This is a genomic window from Paracoccus zhouxuedongae, from assembly GCF_041927815.1.
GTDB lineage: Bacteria > Pseudomonadota > Alphaproteobacteria > Rhodobacterales > Rhodobacteraceae > Paracoccus.
The window spans coordinates 29,207-45,829 of sequence record NZ_JBHFHM010000006.1 but is presented as its reverse complement, the minus strand read 5'-3'; the positions used below and the strand labels follow the sequence as shown (position 1 = coordinate 45,829).

The following is a 16,623-nucleotide window of genomic DNA, read 5'->3' as shown; positions in this document are numbered from 1 at the left end:
GGACGGCAGCATGGCGATTTCAGCGGGCAAGGCGGCATGGGCCGCGGGGGTTCTGGTCTGGGGAATGGGGCTGGCAGTCACGCCGACCCTTGCGCAGGAGGCCGATCCCGACGGCGTGGCCAAGGCCGAGGAAACGGCGCAATCCGATGCCGACAAGCCCGGTGATTTCGCCAATGCCTATGCCAGCCGCGTCGGCGGCGCCGATCAGAACGGCAAGGGCCCGGTCACCAATCTGCCGCTGCCGCGCTATGTCAGCCTGAAGGGAAATGAGGGCAACGCCCGGCGCGGCCCCTCGCTGAGCCACCGCATCGACTGGGTGTTCCGGCATGAGGGGATGCCCTTGCGCATCACCGCCGAGTTCGGCCATTGGCGCCGGGTCGAGGACCGTGACGGCGCCGGCGGCTGGGTGCATTACTCGCTGCTGTCGGGGGTGCGCAATGTGTCGGTTCTGGACAACATGACCGGCTTTCACGCCCGCCCCGACATCAATGCCGAGGTGGTGGCGCGGGCCGAGGCCGGGGTGATCGCGCGGCTGGGCGAATGCCGCATCGACTGGTGCCGGATCTCGGCCGGGGGCGCGCGGGGCTGGGTGCCGAAAACCGTGATCTGGGGCGTGGACGCCGACGAAATGCGGGATTGACCGGGTGCAGGCGGGCCATGCACGGCTGAACCTGTCGGCGGGTCTGGCCTCGGTCGCGGTGGCGCTGCTGCTGGTCGGGCTGAAACTTTACGCGGTGATCCAGACCGGGGCCTTGTCGGTCGCGGCCTCGCTGACCGATAGCGCGATGGATCTGCTGGTGTCGGCGGGCGGGCTGGTGGCGATCATCTATGCGATGCGCCCGGCCGATGACGATCACCGCTTTGGCCATGCCGCCGCCGAGGATCTGGCGGCGCTGTTTCAGGCGCTGGTGGTGACCGGGGCGGGGCTGTGGATCGGCTGGCTGGCGATCGGTCGGCTGAGCGGTCCGGCGATGCCGGGGTTGCAGGCCACCGGCACCGGGCTGTGGGTGATGGCGGTGTCGGCGGTGCTGACGCTGGGGCTGGTGATCTGGCAGGCCCGCGTCGCGGCACGCACCGGCAACCGGGTGGTGGCCGCCGACCGGCTGCATTACATCGGCGATCTTGGCCCGACGCTTGGGGCGATGGCGGCGCTGGCGCTGGCTGCGCCGCGGCTGGATGCGGTGATCGCCCTGCTGGCCGCCGCCTGGATGATCGGCGGCGCGATCGTGATCGGCCGCGCCGCCTGGGACGCGCTGATGGACCGCGAGGCGGACGCGGCCACCCTGGCCGGGATCACCGCAATCCTCGATGGCTGGCCGGGCGTTCACGGCTGGCACGATCTGCACACCCGCACCTCTGGCTCGCGTCTGTTCGTACATGTGCATATCGAACTGGACGGCGACCAGCCGCTGCGCGACGCGCATGAGATCGGCCGGGCCTTGCGCGCCGCGATCCTGGCCGCCCATCCCGGTGCCTATGTGCTGATCCACAAGGATGTCGCCGGTCGGCCCTAGGCGGGGCGTGGCCCCAAAAGGGCGTATTTGGACAAGAAAGAAGGGCTGGTCTTCCTTGCCCGAATACCCACGCATCAGCAGCGGCTGAGGACGACCTGACGCAGGAGGCGTTTCTGATCGGCGCGGGTGCAGAGCGCGGTTGCCTCGGTCATCACCGCCGCCGCCGCCGCCGCCGCGCCATGGACCAGCGCCTGTTCGGGTGCCAGGTCGCGGGCCAGTGCCAGCACCAGCGCGCCGACGAAACTGTCACCCGCGCCGACCTTGCTGATCACCGGCACGGCGGGCGCGGTGGCGTGGAAGCGGGCGTCATGGGTGGCGAGGATGTTTCCCTCGGACCCGCGGGCGACGATCACCATCTGGGCCACCCCGGCCTGCACCAGCGATTGCGCGAAATCGGCGCTGTCGCGGCGTTCGGGCAGGGGGCGGCCGGCCAGATCCTCGGCCTCTTCGCCGTCCATGCGCAGGATGAAGGCCGGCTTTTTCGGCTGCGCCGCCATCTGATGCAGCGCCTTGCCCGAGGTGTCGACGACCAGCCGCGCCCCGGTGCGGGCGATCCGCGCTGCCAGCCGCGCCGGGAAATCGGCGGGCACGCCCGGCGGCTGGCTGCCCGACAGCACCACGATCCCGCCCGAGGGCGCGGCCCGCGAAATCCGCGACAGCGCCAGATCGACATGTTTCGGCGTCCAGTCCGGGCCGGGCATCACAAAGCGGAACTGCTGGCCGCTGGCCTGGTCGATGACCGAGAAACTTTGCCGCGTCTCGCCGGGGGCGGGGAAAGGGGCGAGGCCGATCCCGGCCTCGGACAAGAGATGGATCAGCTTGTCACCGACCTGGCCGCCGACCGCGACAAAGGCGGTTGAATGGCCGCCAAGGATCTGGATGGCGCGGCTGACATTGATGCCGCCGCCGCCGGGATCGACGCTGGCGCGGTCGCAGCGCAGCTTGACATCGGGGATCACGCGATCGGCGCTGGTGGCGAAATCGACGGTCGGGTTCAGGGTGACGGTCAGGATCGGGGTCATGCTTATTCCCACCAGCGGTCGATCTGGGCGATGTCATCATCGGACCAGCCGAAATGATGCGCGAATTCATGCACCAGGACATGCGCGACCAGATGGTTCAGCGACACATCGCCGCGCGCCACCCATTCATCCAGAATGGCGCGGCGGAACAGCACGATGCGGTCGGGCGACAGCGGCTGATCGGCCAGCGATTTCTCGGTCAGCGGGATGCCCTCGTAAAGGCCGGTCAGCTCGAACGGGTCGTCGATCTCCAGCTCGTCGCACAGATCGGCATCGGCCAGCTCCTCGATCACCAACGCAACTTCGGCGGCGGCATCGCGCACCTTGTCGGGCAGCGCGGCGCGGGCCAGATTGGCCAGGCGCAGGATCTCGGTTGCATCGGGGGCGAACTGGTCGCTGTCGGCAAAGCGTTCGGGCATGTGATGTCCTTTCCTGCACTGGATATGGACAAAAACGCGGGCCTGTGAAAGAGCCATGACAACAGGAGACGCCCCATGACCACCGTGACCCGCTTTGCGCCGTCGCCGACCGGCTATATCCATGTCGGCAATCTGCGCACCGCGCTGATGAACCACCTGATCGCCCGCAAGACCGGCGGCACCTTCATCCTGCGCCTGGACGATACCGACCGCGAGCGGTCGAAACAGGAATATGCCGACCAGTTGCAGCGCGATCTGGAATGGCTGGGGCTGCATTGGGACCGGATCGAGCGGCAATCCGACCGGCTGGACCGCTACCGCGACCAGGCCGAGGTGCTGAAGGCCAAGGGTCGGTTCTATGAATGCTTTGAAAGCCCGACCGAACTGGATCTGAAGCGCAAGAAGCTTTTGAACATGGGCCGCCCGCCGGTCTATGACCGCGCCAGCCTGGCGCTGGATGAGGCCGCGAAAGAGGCCTACCGCGCCGAGGGTCGCGACGGCTATTGGCGCTTTCTGCTGGATCAGGAGCGCATCGAATGGACCGATGGCATCCTGGGGCCGATCTCGATCGACGCGGCCAGCGTCAGCGACCCGGTGCTGATCCGCGCCGATGGGCAGGTGCTGTATACCTTTGCCAGCTCGGTCGATGATATCGACATGGGCGTGACCCATATCGTGCGCGGCGCCGATCACGTGACCAATACCGCGACCCAGATCCAGATCATGCAGGCGATGGGCGGCACGCCGCCGCAATTTGCCCATCACAGCCTGCTGACCGGCGCGCAGGGCGAGGAATTGTCCAAGCGGCTGGGCACACTTTCGCTGAAAGACCTGCGCGAGGCGGGCGTCGCGCCCGAGGCGCTGCTGTCGCTGATGGCCCGTCTGGGATCATCGCAGCCGGTCGCGCTGCGCCTGTCGCTGGACGAGATCGCTGAGGGCTTTGATGTCGGCCAGTTCGGCGCGGCGCCCACCAAGTTCGACCCCGAAGACCTGTGGCCGCTGACGCGCGAGCGCAACCAGCAGCTGCCCTTCGAGGCCGTGCAGGCCCGCATTGCCGATCTGGGCGTGCCGGCGGATCGCGCGGAAGCCTTCTGGAATGTCGCACGCCACAACATCACCAAGCTGGACGATCTGGCGCCTTGGGCGGATCTGGTGATCAAGGGGGCCACGCCGCTGGTGGCCGATGAGGACCGCGAGTTCGTGGCCACCGCCCTGTCGATGCTGCCCGCGCAGCCCTGGGGGCCGTCGACCTGGGGCGAGTGGACCGGCGCGGTCAAGGCCGCCACCGGGCGCAAGGGCAAGGGGCTGTTCATGCCGCTGCGCCGGGCACTGACGGGCATGGATCACGGCCCTGAAATGGCCGAACTGATGCCGCTTTTGCCCGCGCCGCGCACCCAGGACTGATCGCCAACGGGGGGCGCTGCCCCCCGCACCCCCCGGCGTATTTGGTCAAGAAAGAAGATGACGCCGGTTTTCTTTCTTGCCCAAATACGCCGGGGGTGAGCGCGGCACGCGCGAGGGGGCAGCGCCCCCTTTTCTTTCACAACCTTGCCGTTTCGCTGCGTCGCGGCAATTTGGGCTTGCCGTTTCGGTCGGTTCCATGGTCCCTGACGAAAGAAAGTTGCGAGGAGCCGAATCATGACCCGTCCCTATCGTTCCGTCCTTTACATCCCCGGCTCGAATGCGCGGGCGCTGGACAAGGCGCGCGGGCTTGCGGCGGATGCGATCATCTTCGACCTTGAGGATGCGGTGGCGGCCAGCGAAAAAGTCGCGGCGCGCGCGATCCTGGCCGAGGAACTGGCCAAGGGCGGCTTTGGCGCACGCGCGCGGATCGTGCGGATCAATGGTTTTGACACCGAATGGGGGCGCGACGATGCGGCGGCTTTCGCGGACAGCGATGCCGATGCGATTCTGATCCCCAAGGTCTCGACCCCCGATCTGCTGGATCAGGTGGCGGCGGTGACCGGCGACATGCCGTTGTGGGCGATGATGGAAACGGCCTTGGGGATGCTGAATGCGGCAGCCATCGCCGCGCATCCGCGGCTTCAGGGCATGGTGATGGGCACCAATGATCTGGCCAAGGAGCTGAACAGCCGCGCCCGTCCTGACCGGCTGGCGATGCAGGCCGGCCTTGGCCTGTGCCTGCTGGCCGCGCGCGCCCATGGCCGGGTGATCGTCGATGGCGTCTATAACGCCTTCAAGGACGATGACGGGCTGGCCGCCGAATGCGCGCAGGGCCGCGACATGGGTCTTGACGGCAAGACCCTGATCCATCCCGCGCAACTGGCCATCGCCAATGCGGCCTTTGCGCCCACCGATGTCGAGGTCGATCTTGCCCGCCGCCAGATCGCGGCCTTTGACGCGGCGCAGGCGGCGGGGCAAGGTGTGGCTGTCGTCGACGGCAAGATCGTCGAGAACCTGCACATCGTGACCGCGCGCCGCATTCTGGCGCAGGTCGACGCCATCGCCGCGCTGGAGGCGCAAACGTCATGACGCTTCTGATCCTCGGTATCGCGCTGTGGGTCTTTGCCCATTCCGCCCGCCGCATCGTCCCCGGCTTTCACCGCGCCATGAAGGGCAGCGAAAAGCCGATGGTGACCGGGATGCTGGTGCTGGCGATCCTGCTGATGGTGATCGGCTACCGCGCCGCCGATATCGTGCCGGTCTATACGCCGATCCCCGGCATGGGCCATGCCAACAACACGCTGATGCTGATCTCGATCTTTCTGTTCGGGGTGGGCGGCACCAAGGGTACGCTTTACCCGCGGCTGCGCCATCCGATGCTGATCGGCATGGTGCTGTGGGCCGTCGCGCACCTGTTGGTGAATGGCGATCTGGCGTCGATCGTGCTGTTCGGCGGCCTTGGCCTGTGGGCGGTCGCAGCGATGGTTCTGATCAACCGCGCCGGTCCCTGGCAGCGCCCCAAGCCTGGGCGCGGCATCAAGGGCGATCTGATGAATCTGGTGGGCACGCTGGTGATCTATGGCATCATCGCGGGCATCCACATCTGGCTGGGTTACAATCCTTTCCTGGGGACTTACGGATGAGCAAGATCTATCGCCTGCTGACCGAGGACGACACCGCCGCCTTTTGCCACAAGGTGTCCAAGGCACTTGCCCAAGGGTGGGAGCTGCACGGCAGCCCTGCCTATGCCTTTGACGCGGGAAATGGCGTCATGCGCTGCGCCCAGGCCGTCACCAAGGATGTCGCGGCCGATTACACGCCTGACATGAAGCTGGGTGAACAATGACCGGCAAAGCCAAGACCAACCCCGGCAATTTTTTTGAAGACTACCGTATCGGCCAGGTGATCCACCACGCCGTGCCGCGCAGCGTCGGCGCGGGGGAACGCGCGCTGTATCACGCGCTTTATCCCGCGCGCGGCGCGATCTATTCCAGCGATGAGTTCGCCCGCGCCAGCGGCCTTGCCGCCAGCCCGATCGATGACCTGATCGCCTTTCACATCGTCTTCGGCAAGACCGTGCCCGACATCAGCCTGAACGCCGTGGCCAATCTGGGCTATGGTCAGGGCCGCTGGCTGCGCCCGGTCTGGCCCGGCGATACGCTGCGCGCCCAGTCCGAGGTGATCGGCCTGCGCGAGAACTCGAACCGCACATCTGGCGTGGTCTGGGTGCGCTCGCGCGGCATCAACCAATGGGGCGATGTGGTGCTGGATTACGTTCGCTGGGTGATGGTGCGCAAACGCGACGCGGGTGCCCCTGCGCCCGATCCGGTGGTGCCCGATCTGCCCTCGGTCGTGGACCCCGCCGATCTGGTAATCCCCGAGGGGCTGGATTTCAGCCGCTACGATTTCGATCTGGCCGGTGAGCCGCACCGCTGGGGCGATTATGCCGTGGGCGAAAAGATCGACCATGTGGACGGCGTGACCATCGAGCAGGCCGAACACATGATCGCCACCCGGCTGTGGCAGAACACCGCCAAAGTGCATTTCGACGCCACCTTCCGGCCCGATGGCCAGCGGCTGATCTATGGCGGCCATGTCATCAGCCTGGCGCGCGCGCTGTCCTTCAACGGGCTGGCGAATGCGCAGATGATCGTGGCGCTGAATGGCGGCGCCCATGCCAACCCTTGCTTTGCCGGCGACACCGTCAAGGCCTGGTCCGAGGTTCTGGACAAGGCCCCGACCGATGCCCCCGGTATCGGCGCGATCCGGCTGCGGCTGGTCGCGGTCAAGGCCGGGGCCGCGCCCTTCGCGCTGAAAGGCGCGGATGGCAAATATGATCCGGCGGTGCTGCTGGATCTGGACTATTGGGCCTTGATGCCCCTGTAAGGAAGACCGATGCTGCGAAACGCGACCCTGATGGCGGCCCTGCTGGCCGCCGGTATGGCCCCTGCTTTGGCCCATGCCGAAACCGCTGCCCCGACCGAAACCGACGCGGCCGCCGCGCCATGGCCCGAGGATCCGGTTCCCGTCGCGCTGGACGCCAGCACCCGCCAGGACTTCATCGAGGCCAATGTGCTGGCGATCTTCTATCACGAACTCGGCCATGCGCTGATCCATGTCGAGGATCTGCCGGTTCTGGGCCGCGAGGAGGAGGCGGTCGACGGCCTGTCCGCCATCATGATCGACGCCCTGTGGGAAGCCGAGAGCGCCGAGAACATGCTGCGCCTGAACGGGGCCGCCTGGATCGCGCTCGCGAATGAGGCCATGGATGATCCGCCCGCCTATTGGGATGTTCATGCGCTGGACCGGCAACGCTATTACAACCAGCTATGCCTGATCTATGGTGCCGATCCCGACCGGCGTGAGGGTGTGGCCAAGGAAATGGGCCTGCCCGAAGAGCGCGCCGAGGGCTGCCCCGACGAATACGCCTTGGCCGCGCGGTCCTGGGGTACCATGCTTGAACTGATCGAGAAGGACGCCCCCGGCGCCGGGCCCGGTCAGCTGGTGGCCGAGATGAAGGACATCCGCCCCGAGGATGCCGGGATCGCGGCGATGCTGACGACCGAGATCAAGGATTTCAACGCCCATTACCGCTTGGCCCGCGACATCACCGTGGGCATGGAAAGCTGTGGCGAGGCGAACGCGTTTTACGACCTCGACCTGCATCGCGTCATCATCTGCACCGAGTTCGGCGACGAATTGGCGCGGCTGCACGACGGGATCGTGGCGGCGGCTGAGGCGCCGACCGAAGGCGCGCCCGACAAGGCGGCCGAGCAACCGGCGGCAAAGCCTGCGCCCTGATGGGCGTGGGGCGGGCGGTGGTCGGCCATCGCCCCGCCGCGGATGCCGCGCATGGCCCGGGGGGTGATGCTGCCATCACCCTTGACGCCGCCCCCGCGCCAATCCGGCGTCGCAGATCGGTGCGCCGGCCATCGCGCATCAGCGCCGCCATGCGCCGCCTGCGCGCAGGACCGGGGCGGATCCTGTCCGGTTTTTTGGGGGGCATTCAGGACGAAGATGCGGCGATCGAACACATCACGCCCGCCATCGCCATCGCCTGCCGGATCGGTGAGCTGCCCTCGCGGGCGGTTCAGTCTGGCGCAGCCCTTGCTGGCGCACCGACGCATGATCCGCGCCTTGTGCCGTCATGTGTCTTGCCACGGGCGGACGAACCCGTTGCCTTCGGGACAGAACGCAAGAGGGCAGGAACATGACCTCCGGCACTGACAAGGACAGCCTGACTGGGTGCGCCGGTGGACAAGACGGGGCTGGCCGGCAGGGCAGGTTTGCCGAATGTCGGCCGTTGCGCACGGCGCAGCGTGGCGCGGCTTTTTGGGCGCATCAATGCCTGCTCCGCGTCTTGCATGGTCATGTGTCTTGCCACGCGGCAACGAACCCGTTGCCTTCGGGGTAGAACGACAGGGGGCAGGGGCATGACCTCCGGCACTGACAAGGACAGCCCGACTGGGTGCGCCGCTGGAACAGAAGGGGCTGGCGGGCAGGGTGGTTTTGCCGAGTGTAGGCCGTTGCGCGCGGCGCAGTCTGGCACGGCGCTTTTTGGCGCATCAACGCATGATCCGCGCCTTGTGCCGTCTTGCGTCTTGCCACGGGCGAACGAACCCGTTGCCTTTGGGTTGGAACGAAAGGGGGCAGGGGGATGACCTCCGCCACTGACAAAGACAGCCCGACAGGGGGCGCCGGTGGGCAAGATGCGGCTGGCGGGCGGGGCGTTTTGCCGAATGTCGGCGCGCGCGCGGGGCCTAGTCTGGCGCTGCGCGTTATGGCGCACCGATGCCTGATCCACGCCTTGCACGGTCATGCAGCTTACCACGCGGCAACGAACCCGTTGCCTTTGGGTTGGAACGAAAGGGGGCAGGGGGATGACCTCCGCCACTGACAAAGACAGCCCGACTGGGTGCGCCGGTGGGCAAGATGCGGCTGGCGGGCGGGGCGTTTTGCCGAATGTCGGCGCGCGCGCGGGGCCTGGTCTGGCGCTGCGCGTTATGGCGCACCGATGCCTGATCCACGCCTTGCACGGTCATGCAGCTTGCAAAGTGGCAATGGAACCGTGCATTCGGGGCAGAGCGAAAGGGGCAAGGTAATGACCTCCGCCAGTGACAAGAGACACGCGACAGGGTGCGCCGGTGGGCAACACGGGACCGGCGGGCAGGGCGTTTTTGCCGAACGTAAGCCCTCGCGCGCGTCGCAATCGGGCGAGGCGCATCAAGCGCTTGTCGCAGTCCGCAGAGCCGGGGCGCAATCCGCGCGTTCGGGATCGCCGGGTGCCCCGGACCATGCCGCCAGCCCGGCCGACGCCCATGGCACCCGCGCGGCGCTGATCGCGGCGGGGGTGGATCTGTTCGGCCAGCGCGGTTTTTCCGCCGTCTCGGTGCGCGATCTGGTGGCGCGCGCGGGGGCGAATATTGCTGCTGTCTCTTATCATTTCGGTGGCAAGGCCGGGCTGCGGCAGGCCTGTGCCGATCACGTCGCCGGGCTGATCGCCGGGCAGATCGGGCTGGATGCGCTGCCCAAGGGTGGGGTGCCCGCGCATCTGGCCCAGGATCTGCTGGAGGATCTGCTGGCCGGTGCCCTGCGCGCCTTTGCCAGCGACGGCCCCGCAGCACCTGCCGTGGCCTTTCTGCTGCGTGAGGTGCTGCCCGACCCGGTGCTGGCCGGGCCGGTGCAGGCGGCGCTGGTCGATCGGCTGCATGACCGGATGTGCGCGCTGTGGGCCTCGGCCACCGGGGCGGATGAGGCCAGTCCGGCGACCCGGCTGCGGATGCTGGGCCTGATCGGGCAGGTGGCGATCTTTCGCGGTGCGGCGCCGATGGTGTTGGCGCGGATGGGCTGGACCGCCTTGGGCGAGGCCGAGACCGAGGCCTTGCGCCGCGCCCTGACCACCACCTTGCGCGCCATGATCGCCGCCGAGCGCGCCGCTCAGGGCAGCGTCTGGCCCAGATAGCGCATCATGTTGCCGCCCATGACCTTGGCGATCTGCGCATCGGTCAGCCCGGTATCCATCAGCGCGTGGGTCAGCGCCGCCAGCCCTGCCACGTCAAAGGGCGCATCGACCGAGCCGTCATAATCCGACCCGAGGCTGATGTGATCCTCACCCACCAGGGCGATGCCTGCGCGGATCGCGGCGGCAATGTCGGCCGGGGTCTGGCCGCAGACCACATCGGCCCAATAACCGATGCCGATCACCCCGCCCTTGGCGGCAATCGCCTGCATCAGATCGTCATCCAGATTGCGGTGGCTGGCGCAATGGCCATGGATGCCAGTATGCGACAGGATCGGCCGGGCAGCGGGAATGGCCAGCACGTCGCGCACCATCTGCGGGCTGGCATGGGCCAGATCCACGACCATGCCGCGCGCGATCATCCGGTCGACCACCTGACGGCCAGAGTCGGACAGGCCCGCACCGCTGCCCCCCTCGCCATGCAGGCTGCCGCCCAGTTCGTTGTCGAAGAAATGCGTCAGCCCGATCAGGCGGAACCCCGCGTCATACATCACATCCAGATTGGCAATGTCGCCTTTCAGCGGATGGCCGCCCTCGCTGCCGATCAGCCCGCCGACGACGCGGCTGCCTGCCGCCCGATCGGCCAGAAGTGCTGCCAGATCGGCGCTGCTGCGGATGATGCGCAAAGCCTGCGGATCGCGCGCCGCCGCATCGACCAGTGCCTCTGCCTGCACCAGTGCGCGTTCGCGCAGGTCGAACCAGGACCGCATCGGACGCAACTGGCCGATGAACAACGGCGTGATGTTATCCGCCGCATCGGCACTGTTATGGCCGTAGTTCTGCCCGCGCGGGCTTTTCGTCACAGTGGTAAAGACTTGCAGCGCGACATTGCCTGCCGCCAGCCGCGGGATGTCGGTATGGCCGCGATCCGCGCGCGCCAGCAGGTCACGATCCCACAGCAGGGCATCGGAATGCCAGTCGCCGATCACCAGCCGGTCATGCAAAGCCTGGGCCTGCGGGCTGACGGGCCATCCTGCCGTCGGAGCCGTCACCGGGTTGCGCCCGGTCTCGACCCAAGCCGGACCAAAGGCCAGCACCCCGGCCAGCGCCAGCACCACCACCCCCAGCACAATGGCGATCAGCTTGCGCATCCGAATCCCCTTTCATCTGCCGTTCTAGACAGCAGACCCTGAAGATAGTCCTAACGCCAGCGTCTTCCTTGCAAAAATACGCACGCGACCGAGGGCAAGAGGCGCCCGCTCAGCCCTCAAGCGCCTCAAGCTCGTCGATCAGCCCCTCGATCATCGCCAGCCCCTTGTCCCAGAACGCCGGGTCGCTGGCGTCCAGACCGAAGGGGGCAAGCAGATCCTTGTGATGACGCGATCCGCCAGCCGCCAGCATGTCGAAGAACTTGTCCTCGAAACCCTCCAGCCCCTCGCGGTAGGCACCATAGAGGGCGTTCACCAGCCCGTCGCCAAAGGCATAGGCATAGACATAGAAGGGCGAATGCACGAAATGCGGGATATAGGCCCAGAAGGTTTCATATCCCGGCATGAAATCGAACACCGGACCCAGGCTTTCGGCCTGCACCGACATCCACAGATCGTTGATCTGATCGGGTGTCAGCTCACCATCGCGACGCGCGGCGTGAAGTTTGCATTCAAAGTCGTAGAAGGCGATCTGGCGCACGACGGTGTTGATCATGTCCTCGACCTTGCCGGCCAGCAGCGCCTTGCGCGCGGCGGGGTCGGTGGTCTTGTCCAAGAGGCTGCGGAAGGTCAGCATCTCGCCAAAGACGCTGGCGGTTTCGGCCACGGTCAGCGGGGTCGAGGCCAGCAGCTCGCCCTGGCTGGCAGCCAGCCGCTGATGCACGCCATGCCCCAGTTCATGCGCCAGCGTCATCACGTCGCGCGGCTTGCCCAGATAGTTCAGCAGCACATAGGGATGCACCGTGGTAACGGTCGGATGGGCGAAGGCCCCCGGCGCCTTGCCCGGCGTCACGCCCGCGTCGATCCAGCCCAGATCGAAGAACGGCTGGGCGGCCTCGGCCATGCGGGGGTCGAACTCGCCATAGGCGTCCAGCACGATCTGGCGGGCGCGGTCCCAGCCGATCAGATCGGGGCTGGCCTGTGGCAGCGGCGCGTTGCGATCCCAGACCTGCATCCGGTCCAGCCCCAGCCATTTCGCCTTCAGCGCGTAATAGCGGTGCGACAGGCGCGGATAGGCGGCGACCACGGCGTTACGCAATGCCTCGACCACCTCGGGCTCGACATGGTTCGACAGATGGCGGCCGGCCTGCGGGGTCGGCAGCTTGCGCCAGCGGTCCTCGATTTCCTTTTCCTTGACCAGCGTGTTGTGGATGCGGGCAAAGGTCTTTTGCGTCTGCCCGAAGGTCACGGCGAGGGCGCGGGCGGCGGCCTCGCGACGCGGGCGGTCGTGGTCGGTCAGCCGGTCCAGCGTCGCCTCGATCCCCAGGGTCTCGCCCTCGACATCGAAGGTCAGGCCCGCGACGGTCTCGTCGAACAGCTTGTTCCAGGCGGCAGCGCCCACGACCGAGGCGTCATGCAGGAACTGCTCCATCTCATCGGACAACTGATGCGGGCGCATGGCGCGCATCCGGTCGAACACCGGGCGATAGCGGGCAAGCGCCGGGTCGGCGTCGAAAACCGAACGGTAACGATCCTCGGGGATGCGGTTGAACTCAAGGCTGAAGAACACCAGCGGCGTGGTCATGGTGGTGATCTTGTCCTGCATGTCGGACAGGAACTTGGCGCGCGCGGCATCGGTGGTGTTCTGGTAATAGCGCAGGCCCGCATAGGACATGATGCGCCCGGCGGCGATGTCGATCGCCTCATACCGGCGGATTGCGTCCAGCATGGCGGGGGTATCGAGATCGGCCAGCTTGCCCTGATAATCGCGTGCGAAATCGCCGCAGGCGGCCTCCAGCCATTTCAGATCGTGGCCCAGCTTCGGCGCATCGGGCGCGGCGTAAAGATCGTCCAGCTTCCAGACCGGCAGATCGCCCGGCCCGGCGGCGTGGGCGGCGGGGTCGGCATCATGGGCGGGGCTGGGCAGGGGCAGGGTCATGGTGTCCTCGGTCTGGTTCATGGCTGCAAGGTGGCGGTGCGCGGCGCGGGCTTCAAGGGTGAAAGCGCGCGACCCGGCATCGCGGCAGGCCGAGTCGCGCCGTTGCGGCCGATCGGGCAGCCGGTCGCGCTAACATGTGATCACGCCGGGAAAAATCGTGATCACAACGGCGGTTTTTCGCGGCAGCGCGGCATGGCTTGCGACTTTCGGCGGGTTTCGGGCGTGACATGCGGCGAAAAGGCGCTATGACGGGGCAAATGCCAGCCAGCGGGGGCGACTGCCGCCGCCGCCAGAAGAAAGGGTGTCCGTCATGGCCGACATCGAACGTGGCAACAGGCCGCTGTCCCCCCATTTGCAGGTCTATCGTCTGCCGATTACCGCCTATGCCTCGATCCTGACGCGGATTTCGGGCAATGCGCTGATCGCTGGCGCCATGCTGCTGGCCTTTTGGCTGGTCGGGCTGGCGGTCGGCGGGCGCTGCTGGGCCTGGGCGAACGGGCTGGCGACCAGCTGGTTCGGGATGCTGGTCTGGCTCGGGACGATCTGGGCCTTGTGGTATCACCTGCTGGGCGGGCTGCGCCATCTGGTCTTTGACGCGGGCCACGGGCTTGAGCTGAAGCAGGCCGAGGCCTCGGGCTGGGGCGCGATCATCGGTTCGGTCGTGCTGACCGTGCTGACCGTCCTTTACTTCATTGTCTTCTAAGGGGGCCGGAATGCGTTATCTGACCGATCGCAAACGCGCCGTCGGGCTGGGGGCCTCGGGCACCGGCACCGGGCATCAATGGTTCATGACGGTCACGGCGGCGGCGCTGCTTGTGCTGGTGCCGCTGATGATCTTTGTCGTCGGCCACGCCATCGGCCTGCCGCGCGGGCAGGCGATGGTCTATATGGGCCGCCCGTTCCCGGCCATCGTCACCGGTCTGACGCTGGTCGTCGGGATGCGCCATTATGCCAAGGGCGTGAAGATGATGCTGGAGGATTACACCGACGGCCTGCTGCGCGAGGTGCTGGTGATCGGCGCCACCGTGCTGGGCTATGCGGTGATGGCCGCGGGGCTTTATGGGCTGATCGTCGTGTCGGTGTTCAGCGCCGCCGCCAGCGGGATGTAAGGAACTGACCATGGCTGTCTATACATACGAAACGCATAATTACGATGTCGTGGTGGTTGGGGCCGGTGGTGCCGGTCTGCGCGCCACCCTTGGCATGGCCGAACAGGGCCTGCGCACCGCCTGCGTGACCAAGGTGTTCCCGACCCGCAGCCACACGGTCGCGGCCCAGGGCGGCATCGCCGCGTCGCTGTCGAACATGGGGCCGGACAACTGGCAGTGGCACATGTATGACACGGTGAAGGGCAGCGACTGGCTGGGCGACACCGATGCCATGGAATATCTGGCGCGCGAGGCCCCGAAAGCGGTCTATGAGCTGGATCACTATGGCGTGCCGTTCTCGCGCACCGAGGAGGGCAAGATTTATCAGCGTCCCTTCGGCGGCCACACGACCGAGTTCGGCGAAGGCCCGCCCGTGCAGCGCACCTGCGCCGCCGCCGACCGCACCGGCCATGCGATCCTGCACACGCTTTACGGCCAAAGCCTGAAGGAAAAGGCCGAGTTCTTCGTCGAATATTTCGCGCTGGACCTGATCATCACAGATGGCAAATGCACCGGCGTGGTGGCGTGGAAGCTGGATGACGGCACCATGCATGTGTTCAACGCCAAGATGGTGGTGCTGGCGACTGGCGGTTACGGCCGCGCCTATTTCAGCGCGACCTCGGCCCATACCTGCACCGGCGACGGCGGCGGCATGGTCGCCCGCGCGGGCCTGCCCCTGCAAGACATGGAGTTCGTGCAGTTCCACCCGACCGGCATCTATGGCTCGGGCTGCCTGATCACCGAGGGCGCGCGCGGCGAGGGCGGTTACCTGACCAACTCGGAAGGCGAGCGGTTCATGGAACGCTACGCGCCGACCTACAAGGATCTGGCCTCGCGCGACGTGGTCAGCCGCTGCATCACCATCGAGATCCGCGAGGGTCGCGGCGTCGGTCCGAACAAGGACCACATGCACCTGCACCTGTCGCACCTGCCGCCCGAGGCCTTGGCCGAGCGGCTGCCGGGGATTTCGGAAAGCGCCAAGATTTTTGCCGGGGTCGATGTAACCAAGGAACCGATCCCGATCCTGCCGACCGTGCATTACAACATGGGCGGCATTCCCACGAACTATTGGGGCGAGGTGCTGAACCCGACCGAGGCGAACCCCGACCAGACCTTCCCCGGCCTGATGGCGGTGGGCGAGGCCGGTTGCGCCTCGGTGCATGGCGCGAACCGTCTGGGGTCGAACAGCCTGATCGACCTGGTGGTCTTTGGCCGCGCGGCCGCGATCCGCGCCGGTCAGGTGATCGACCGCGACGCGCCGGTGCCGGCCACCAACACCCCGGCGGTGGACGCGATCTTTGACCGCTTCGACAGATTCCGCAACGCCAATGGCAGCATCCCGACCGCCGAACTGCGGCTGGAAATGCAGCGCACCATGCAGGCCGATGCGGCGGTGTTCCGCACCGACAAGACCCTGGCCGAGGGCGTCGACAAGATGCGCGCCGTCGCCGCCAAGATGGGCGATCTGAAGGTCAGCGACCGCAGCCTGATCTGGAACAGCGACCTGATGGAGACGCTGGAGCTGGCCAACCTGATGCCGAACGCGCTGGCCACGATCAACGCCGCCGAGGCCCGCAAGGAATCCCGTGGCGCCCATGCGCATGAGGATTACCCCGACCGCGACGATGCCAACTGGCGCAAGCACAGCCTGGCCTGGGTCGAGGGCAACCAGGTGACCCTGCGCTATCGCCCTGTGCATCTTGAGCCGCTGACGAAGCAGGAAGATGGCGGCATCGACCTGACCAAGATCGCGCCGAAAAAGCGGGTCTATTGATGCGCGCGCTGCCTTTCATCGGGGCCGGGTTGCTGGTGGCACTGGCCGCCTGCGGCCCCGTGCCCGTCGATCAGGCCGAACGCCAGTGCCTGTCGGATGCCCGCCTCGCCCAGCAACCGCGCGGCGAGGTCGCCGTCGGGATCAATAGCAGCGGCAATCTGGCCAGCCGGGTCAAGGTCTCGGTCTCATCCGATTACCTGATGGGCCGCGACCCAAGCCAGGTCTATATCGATTGCGTCTATCGCCGCTCGGGCCAGTTCCCGCGGACGCCGCTGGGGGCGCTGTAGGATGACGGC

At 67.0% G+C, this 16,623-nt stretch carries 17 protein-coding genes; 13 read left to right on the top strand and 4 right to left on the bottom strand.

Translation table 11 applies throughout. The annotated features are described in order from the left end of the window. The first annotated feature begins 10 nt into the window (after positions 1 to 10). Both ACEYYA_RS08680 and ACEYYA_RS08675 read left to right on the top strand, forming a co-directional pair. Positions 11 to 640 carry an SH3 domain-containing protein gene (locus ACEYYA_RS08680; protein WP_374799670.1) on the top strand — a complete coding sequence of 210 codons (630 nt, stop codon included), beginning with the start codon at positions 11 to 13 and terminating at the stop codon, positions 638 to 640. Between the two features lie 4 nt (positions 641 to 644). Further along, a complete protein-coding gene (locus ACEYYA_RS08675; protein WP_374799668.1) occupies positions 645 to 1,514 on the top strand; it encodes a cation diffusion facilitator family transporter in 870 nt (289 codons plus the stop codon). Positions 1,515 to 1,588: 74 nt separating this feature from the next. Here the strand turns inward: ACEYYA_RS08675 and ACEYYA_RS08670 are convergent, their stop codons facing one another. Next, positions 1,589 to 2,536, bottom strand: a complete 948-nt coding sequence (locus ACEYYA_RS08670; RefSeq protein WP_374799666.1) for a 1-phosphofructokinase family hexose kinase — start codon at positions 2,534 to 2,536, stop codon at positions 1,589 to 1,591. Positions 2,537 to 2,538: 2 nt separating this feature from the next. Beyond that, the gene (locus ACEYYA_RS08665) at positions 2,539 to 2,955 is read right to left on the bottom strand and encodes a metallopeptidase family protein (RefSeq protein ID WP_374799664.1); all 417 of its coding nucleotides are present in this window, start codon (positions 2,953 to 2,955) and stop codon (positions 2,539 to 2,541) included. Positions 2,956 to 3,030: 75 nt separating this feature from the next. Between ACEYYA_RS08665 and gltX the strand changes: the two genes are divergently transcribed. The 7 genes from gltX to ACEYYA_RS08630 all read left to right on the top strand — a co-directional run bounded on the left by gltX (position 3,031) and on the right by ACEYYA_RS08630 (position 10,321). After that, a complete protein-coding gene (gene gltX, locus ACEYYA_RS08660) occupies positions 3,031 to 4,359 on the top strand; it encodes a glutamate--tRNA ligase (RefSeq protein WP_374799662.1) in 1,329 nt (442 codons plus the stop codon). A gap of 234 nt (positions 4,360 to 4,593) precedes the next feature. Further along, the gene (locus ACEYYA_RS08655) at positions 4,594 to 5,448 is read left to right on the top strand and encodes an HpcH/HpaI aldolase/citrate lyase family protein (protein WP_374799660.1); all 855 of its coding nucleotides are present in this window, start codon (positions 4,594 to 4,596) and stop codon (positions 5,446 to 5,448) included. After that, the gene (locus tag ACEYYA_RS08650; protein WP_374799658.1) at positions 5,445 to 6,002 is read left to right on the top strand and encodes an NnrU family protein; all 558 of its coding nucleotides are present in this window, start codon (positions 5,445 to 5,447) and stop codon (positions 6,000 to 6,002) included. Before ACEYYA_RS08655 ends, ACEYYA_RS08650 begins: the two co-directional genes overlap by 4 nt. Further along, positions 5,999 to 6,205, top strand: coding sequence for a DUF1737 domain-containing protein (locus tag ACEYYA_RS08645; protein ID WP_374799656.1), 207 nt, complete (start codon positions 5,999 to 6,001; stop codon positions 6,203 to 6,205). Before ACEYYA_RS08650 ends, ACEYYA_RS08645 begins: the two co-directional genes overlap by 4 nt. Beyond that, the gene (locus ACEYYA_RS08640) at positions 6,202 to 7,245 is read left to right on the top strand and encodes a MaoC family dehydratase (protein ID WP_374799654.1); all 1,044 of its coding nucleotides are present in this window, start codon (positions 6,202 to 6,204) and stop codon (positions 7,243 to 7,245) included. The genes ACEYYA_RS08645 and ACEYYA_RS08640 overlap by 4 nt, the downstream gene beginning before the upstream one ends. Before the next feature lie 9 nt (positions 7,246 to 7,254). Further along, positions 7,255 to 8,160, top strand: a complete 906-nt coding sequence (locus tag ACEYYA_RS08635) for a DUF4344 domain-containing metallopeptidase (RefSeq protein WP_374799652.1) — start codon at positions 7,255 to 7,257, stop codon at positions 8,158 to 8,160. A 1,300-nt stretch (positions 8,161 to 9,460) separates the two neighbouring features. Then, positions 9,461 to 10,321: a CerR family C-terminal domain-containing protein gene (locus ACEYYA_RS08630; protein ID WP_374799650.1), complete on the top strand. Its 861-nt coding sequence runs from the start codon at positions 9,461 to 9,463 to the stop codon at positions 10,319 to 10,321. Here the strand turns inward: ACEYYA_RS08630 and ACEYYA_RS08625 are convergent. Both ACEYYA_RS08625 and ACEYYA_RS08620 read right to left on the bottom strand, forming a co-directional pair. Further along, the gene (locus ACEYYA_RS08625; protein ID WP_374799648.1) at positions 10,297 to 11,469 is read right to left on the bottom strand and encodes a dipeptidase; all 1,173 of its coding nucleotides are present in this window, start codon (positions 11,467 to 11,469) and stop codon (positions 10,297 to 10,299) included. The genes ACEYYA_RS08630 and ACEYYA_RS08625 overlap by 25 nt on opposite strands. A 109-nt stretch (positions 11,470 to 11,578) precedes the next feature. Continuing rightward, positions 11,579 to 13,405 (bottom strand): M3 family oligoendopeptidase, encoded by a 1,827-nt coding sequence (locus ACEYYA_RS08620; protein WP_374800012.1) that lies wholly within the window; start codon positions 13,403 to 13,405, stop codon positions 11,579 to 11,581. Between the two features lie 310 nt (positions 13,406 to 13,715). Between ACEYYA_RS08620 and sdhC the strand changes: the two genes are divergently transcribed. The 4 genes from sdhC to ACEYYA_RS08600 are packed head-to-tail and all read left to right on the top strand — an operon-like array spanning position 13,716 to position 16,614. Beyond that, positions 13,716 to 14,108, top strand: a complete 393-nt coding sequence (gene sdhC / locus ACEYYA_RS08615; protein ID WP_374799646.1) for a succinate dehydrogenase, cytochrome b556 subunit — start codon at positions 13,716 to 13,718, stop codon at positions 14,106 to 14,108. A 10-nt stretch (positions 14,109 to 14,118) separates the two neighbouring features. Continuing rightward, positions 14,119 to 14,514 carry a succinate dehydrogenase, hydrophobic membrane anchor protein gene (locus ACEYYA_RS08610; protein ID WP_374799644.1) on the top strand — a complete coding sequence of 132 codons (396 nt, stop codon included), beginning with the start codon at positions 14,119 to 14,121 and terminating at the stop codon, positions 14,512 to 14,514. 10 nt (positions 14,515 to 14,524) lie between these two features. After that, entirely contained in the window at positions 14,525 to 16,327 is a 1,803-nt protein-coding gene (gene sdhA / locus ACEYYA_RS08605) for a succinate dehydrogenase flavoprotein subunit (protein WP_374799642.1), read from the top strand. Further along, positions 16,327 to 16,614, top strand: a complete 288-nt coding sequence (locus ACEYYA_RS08600; RefSeq protein WP_374799640.1) for a hypothetical protein — start codon at positions 16,327 to 16,329, stop codon at positions 16,612 to 16,614. The genes sdhA and ACEYYA_RS08600 overlap by 1 nt, the downstream gene beginning before the upstream one ends. The last annotated feature ends 9 nt before the right edge of the window (positions 16,615 to 16,623 follow it).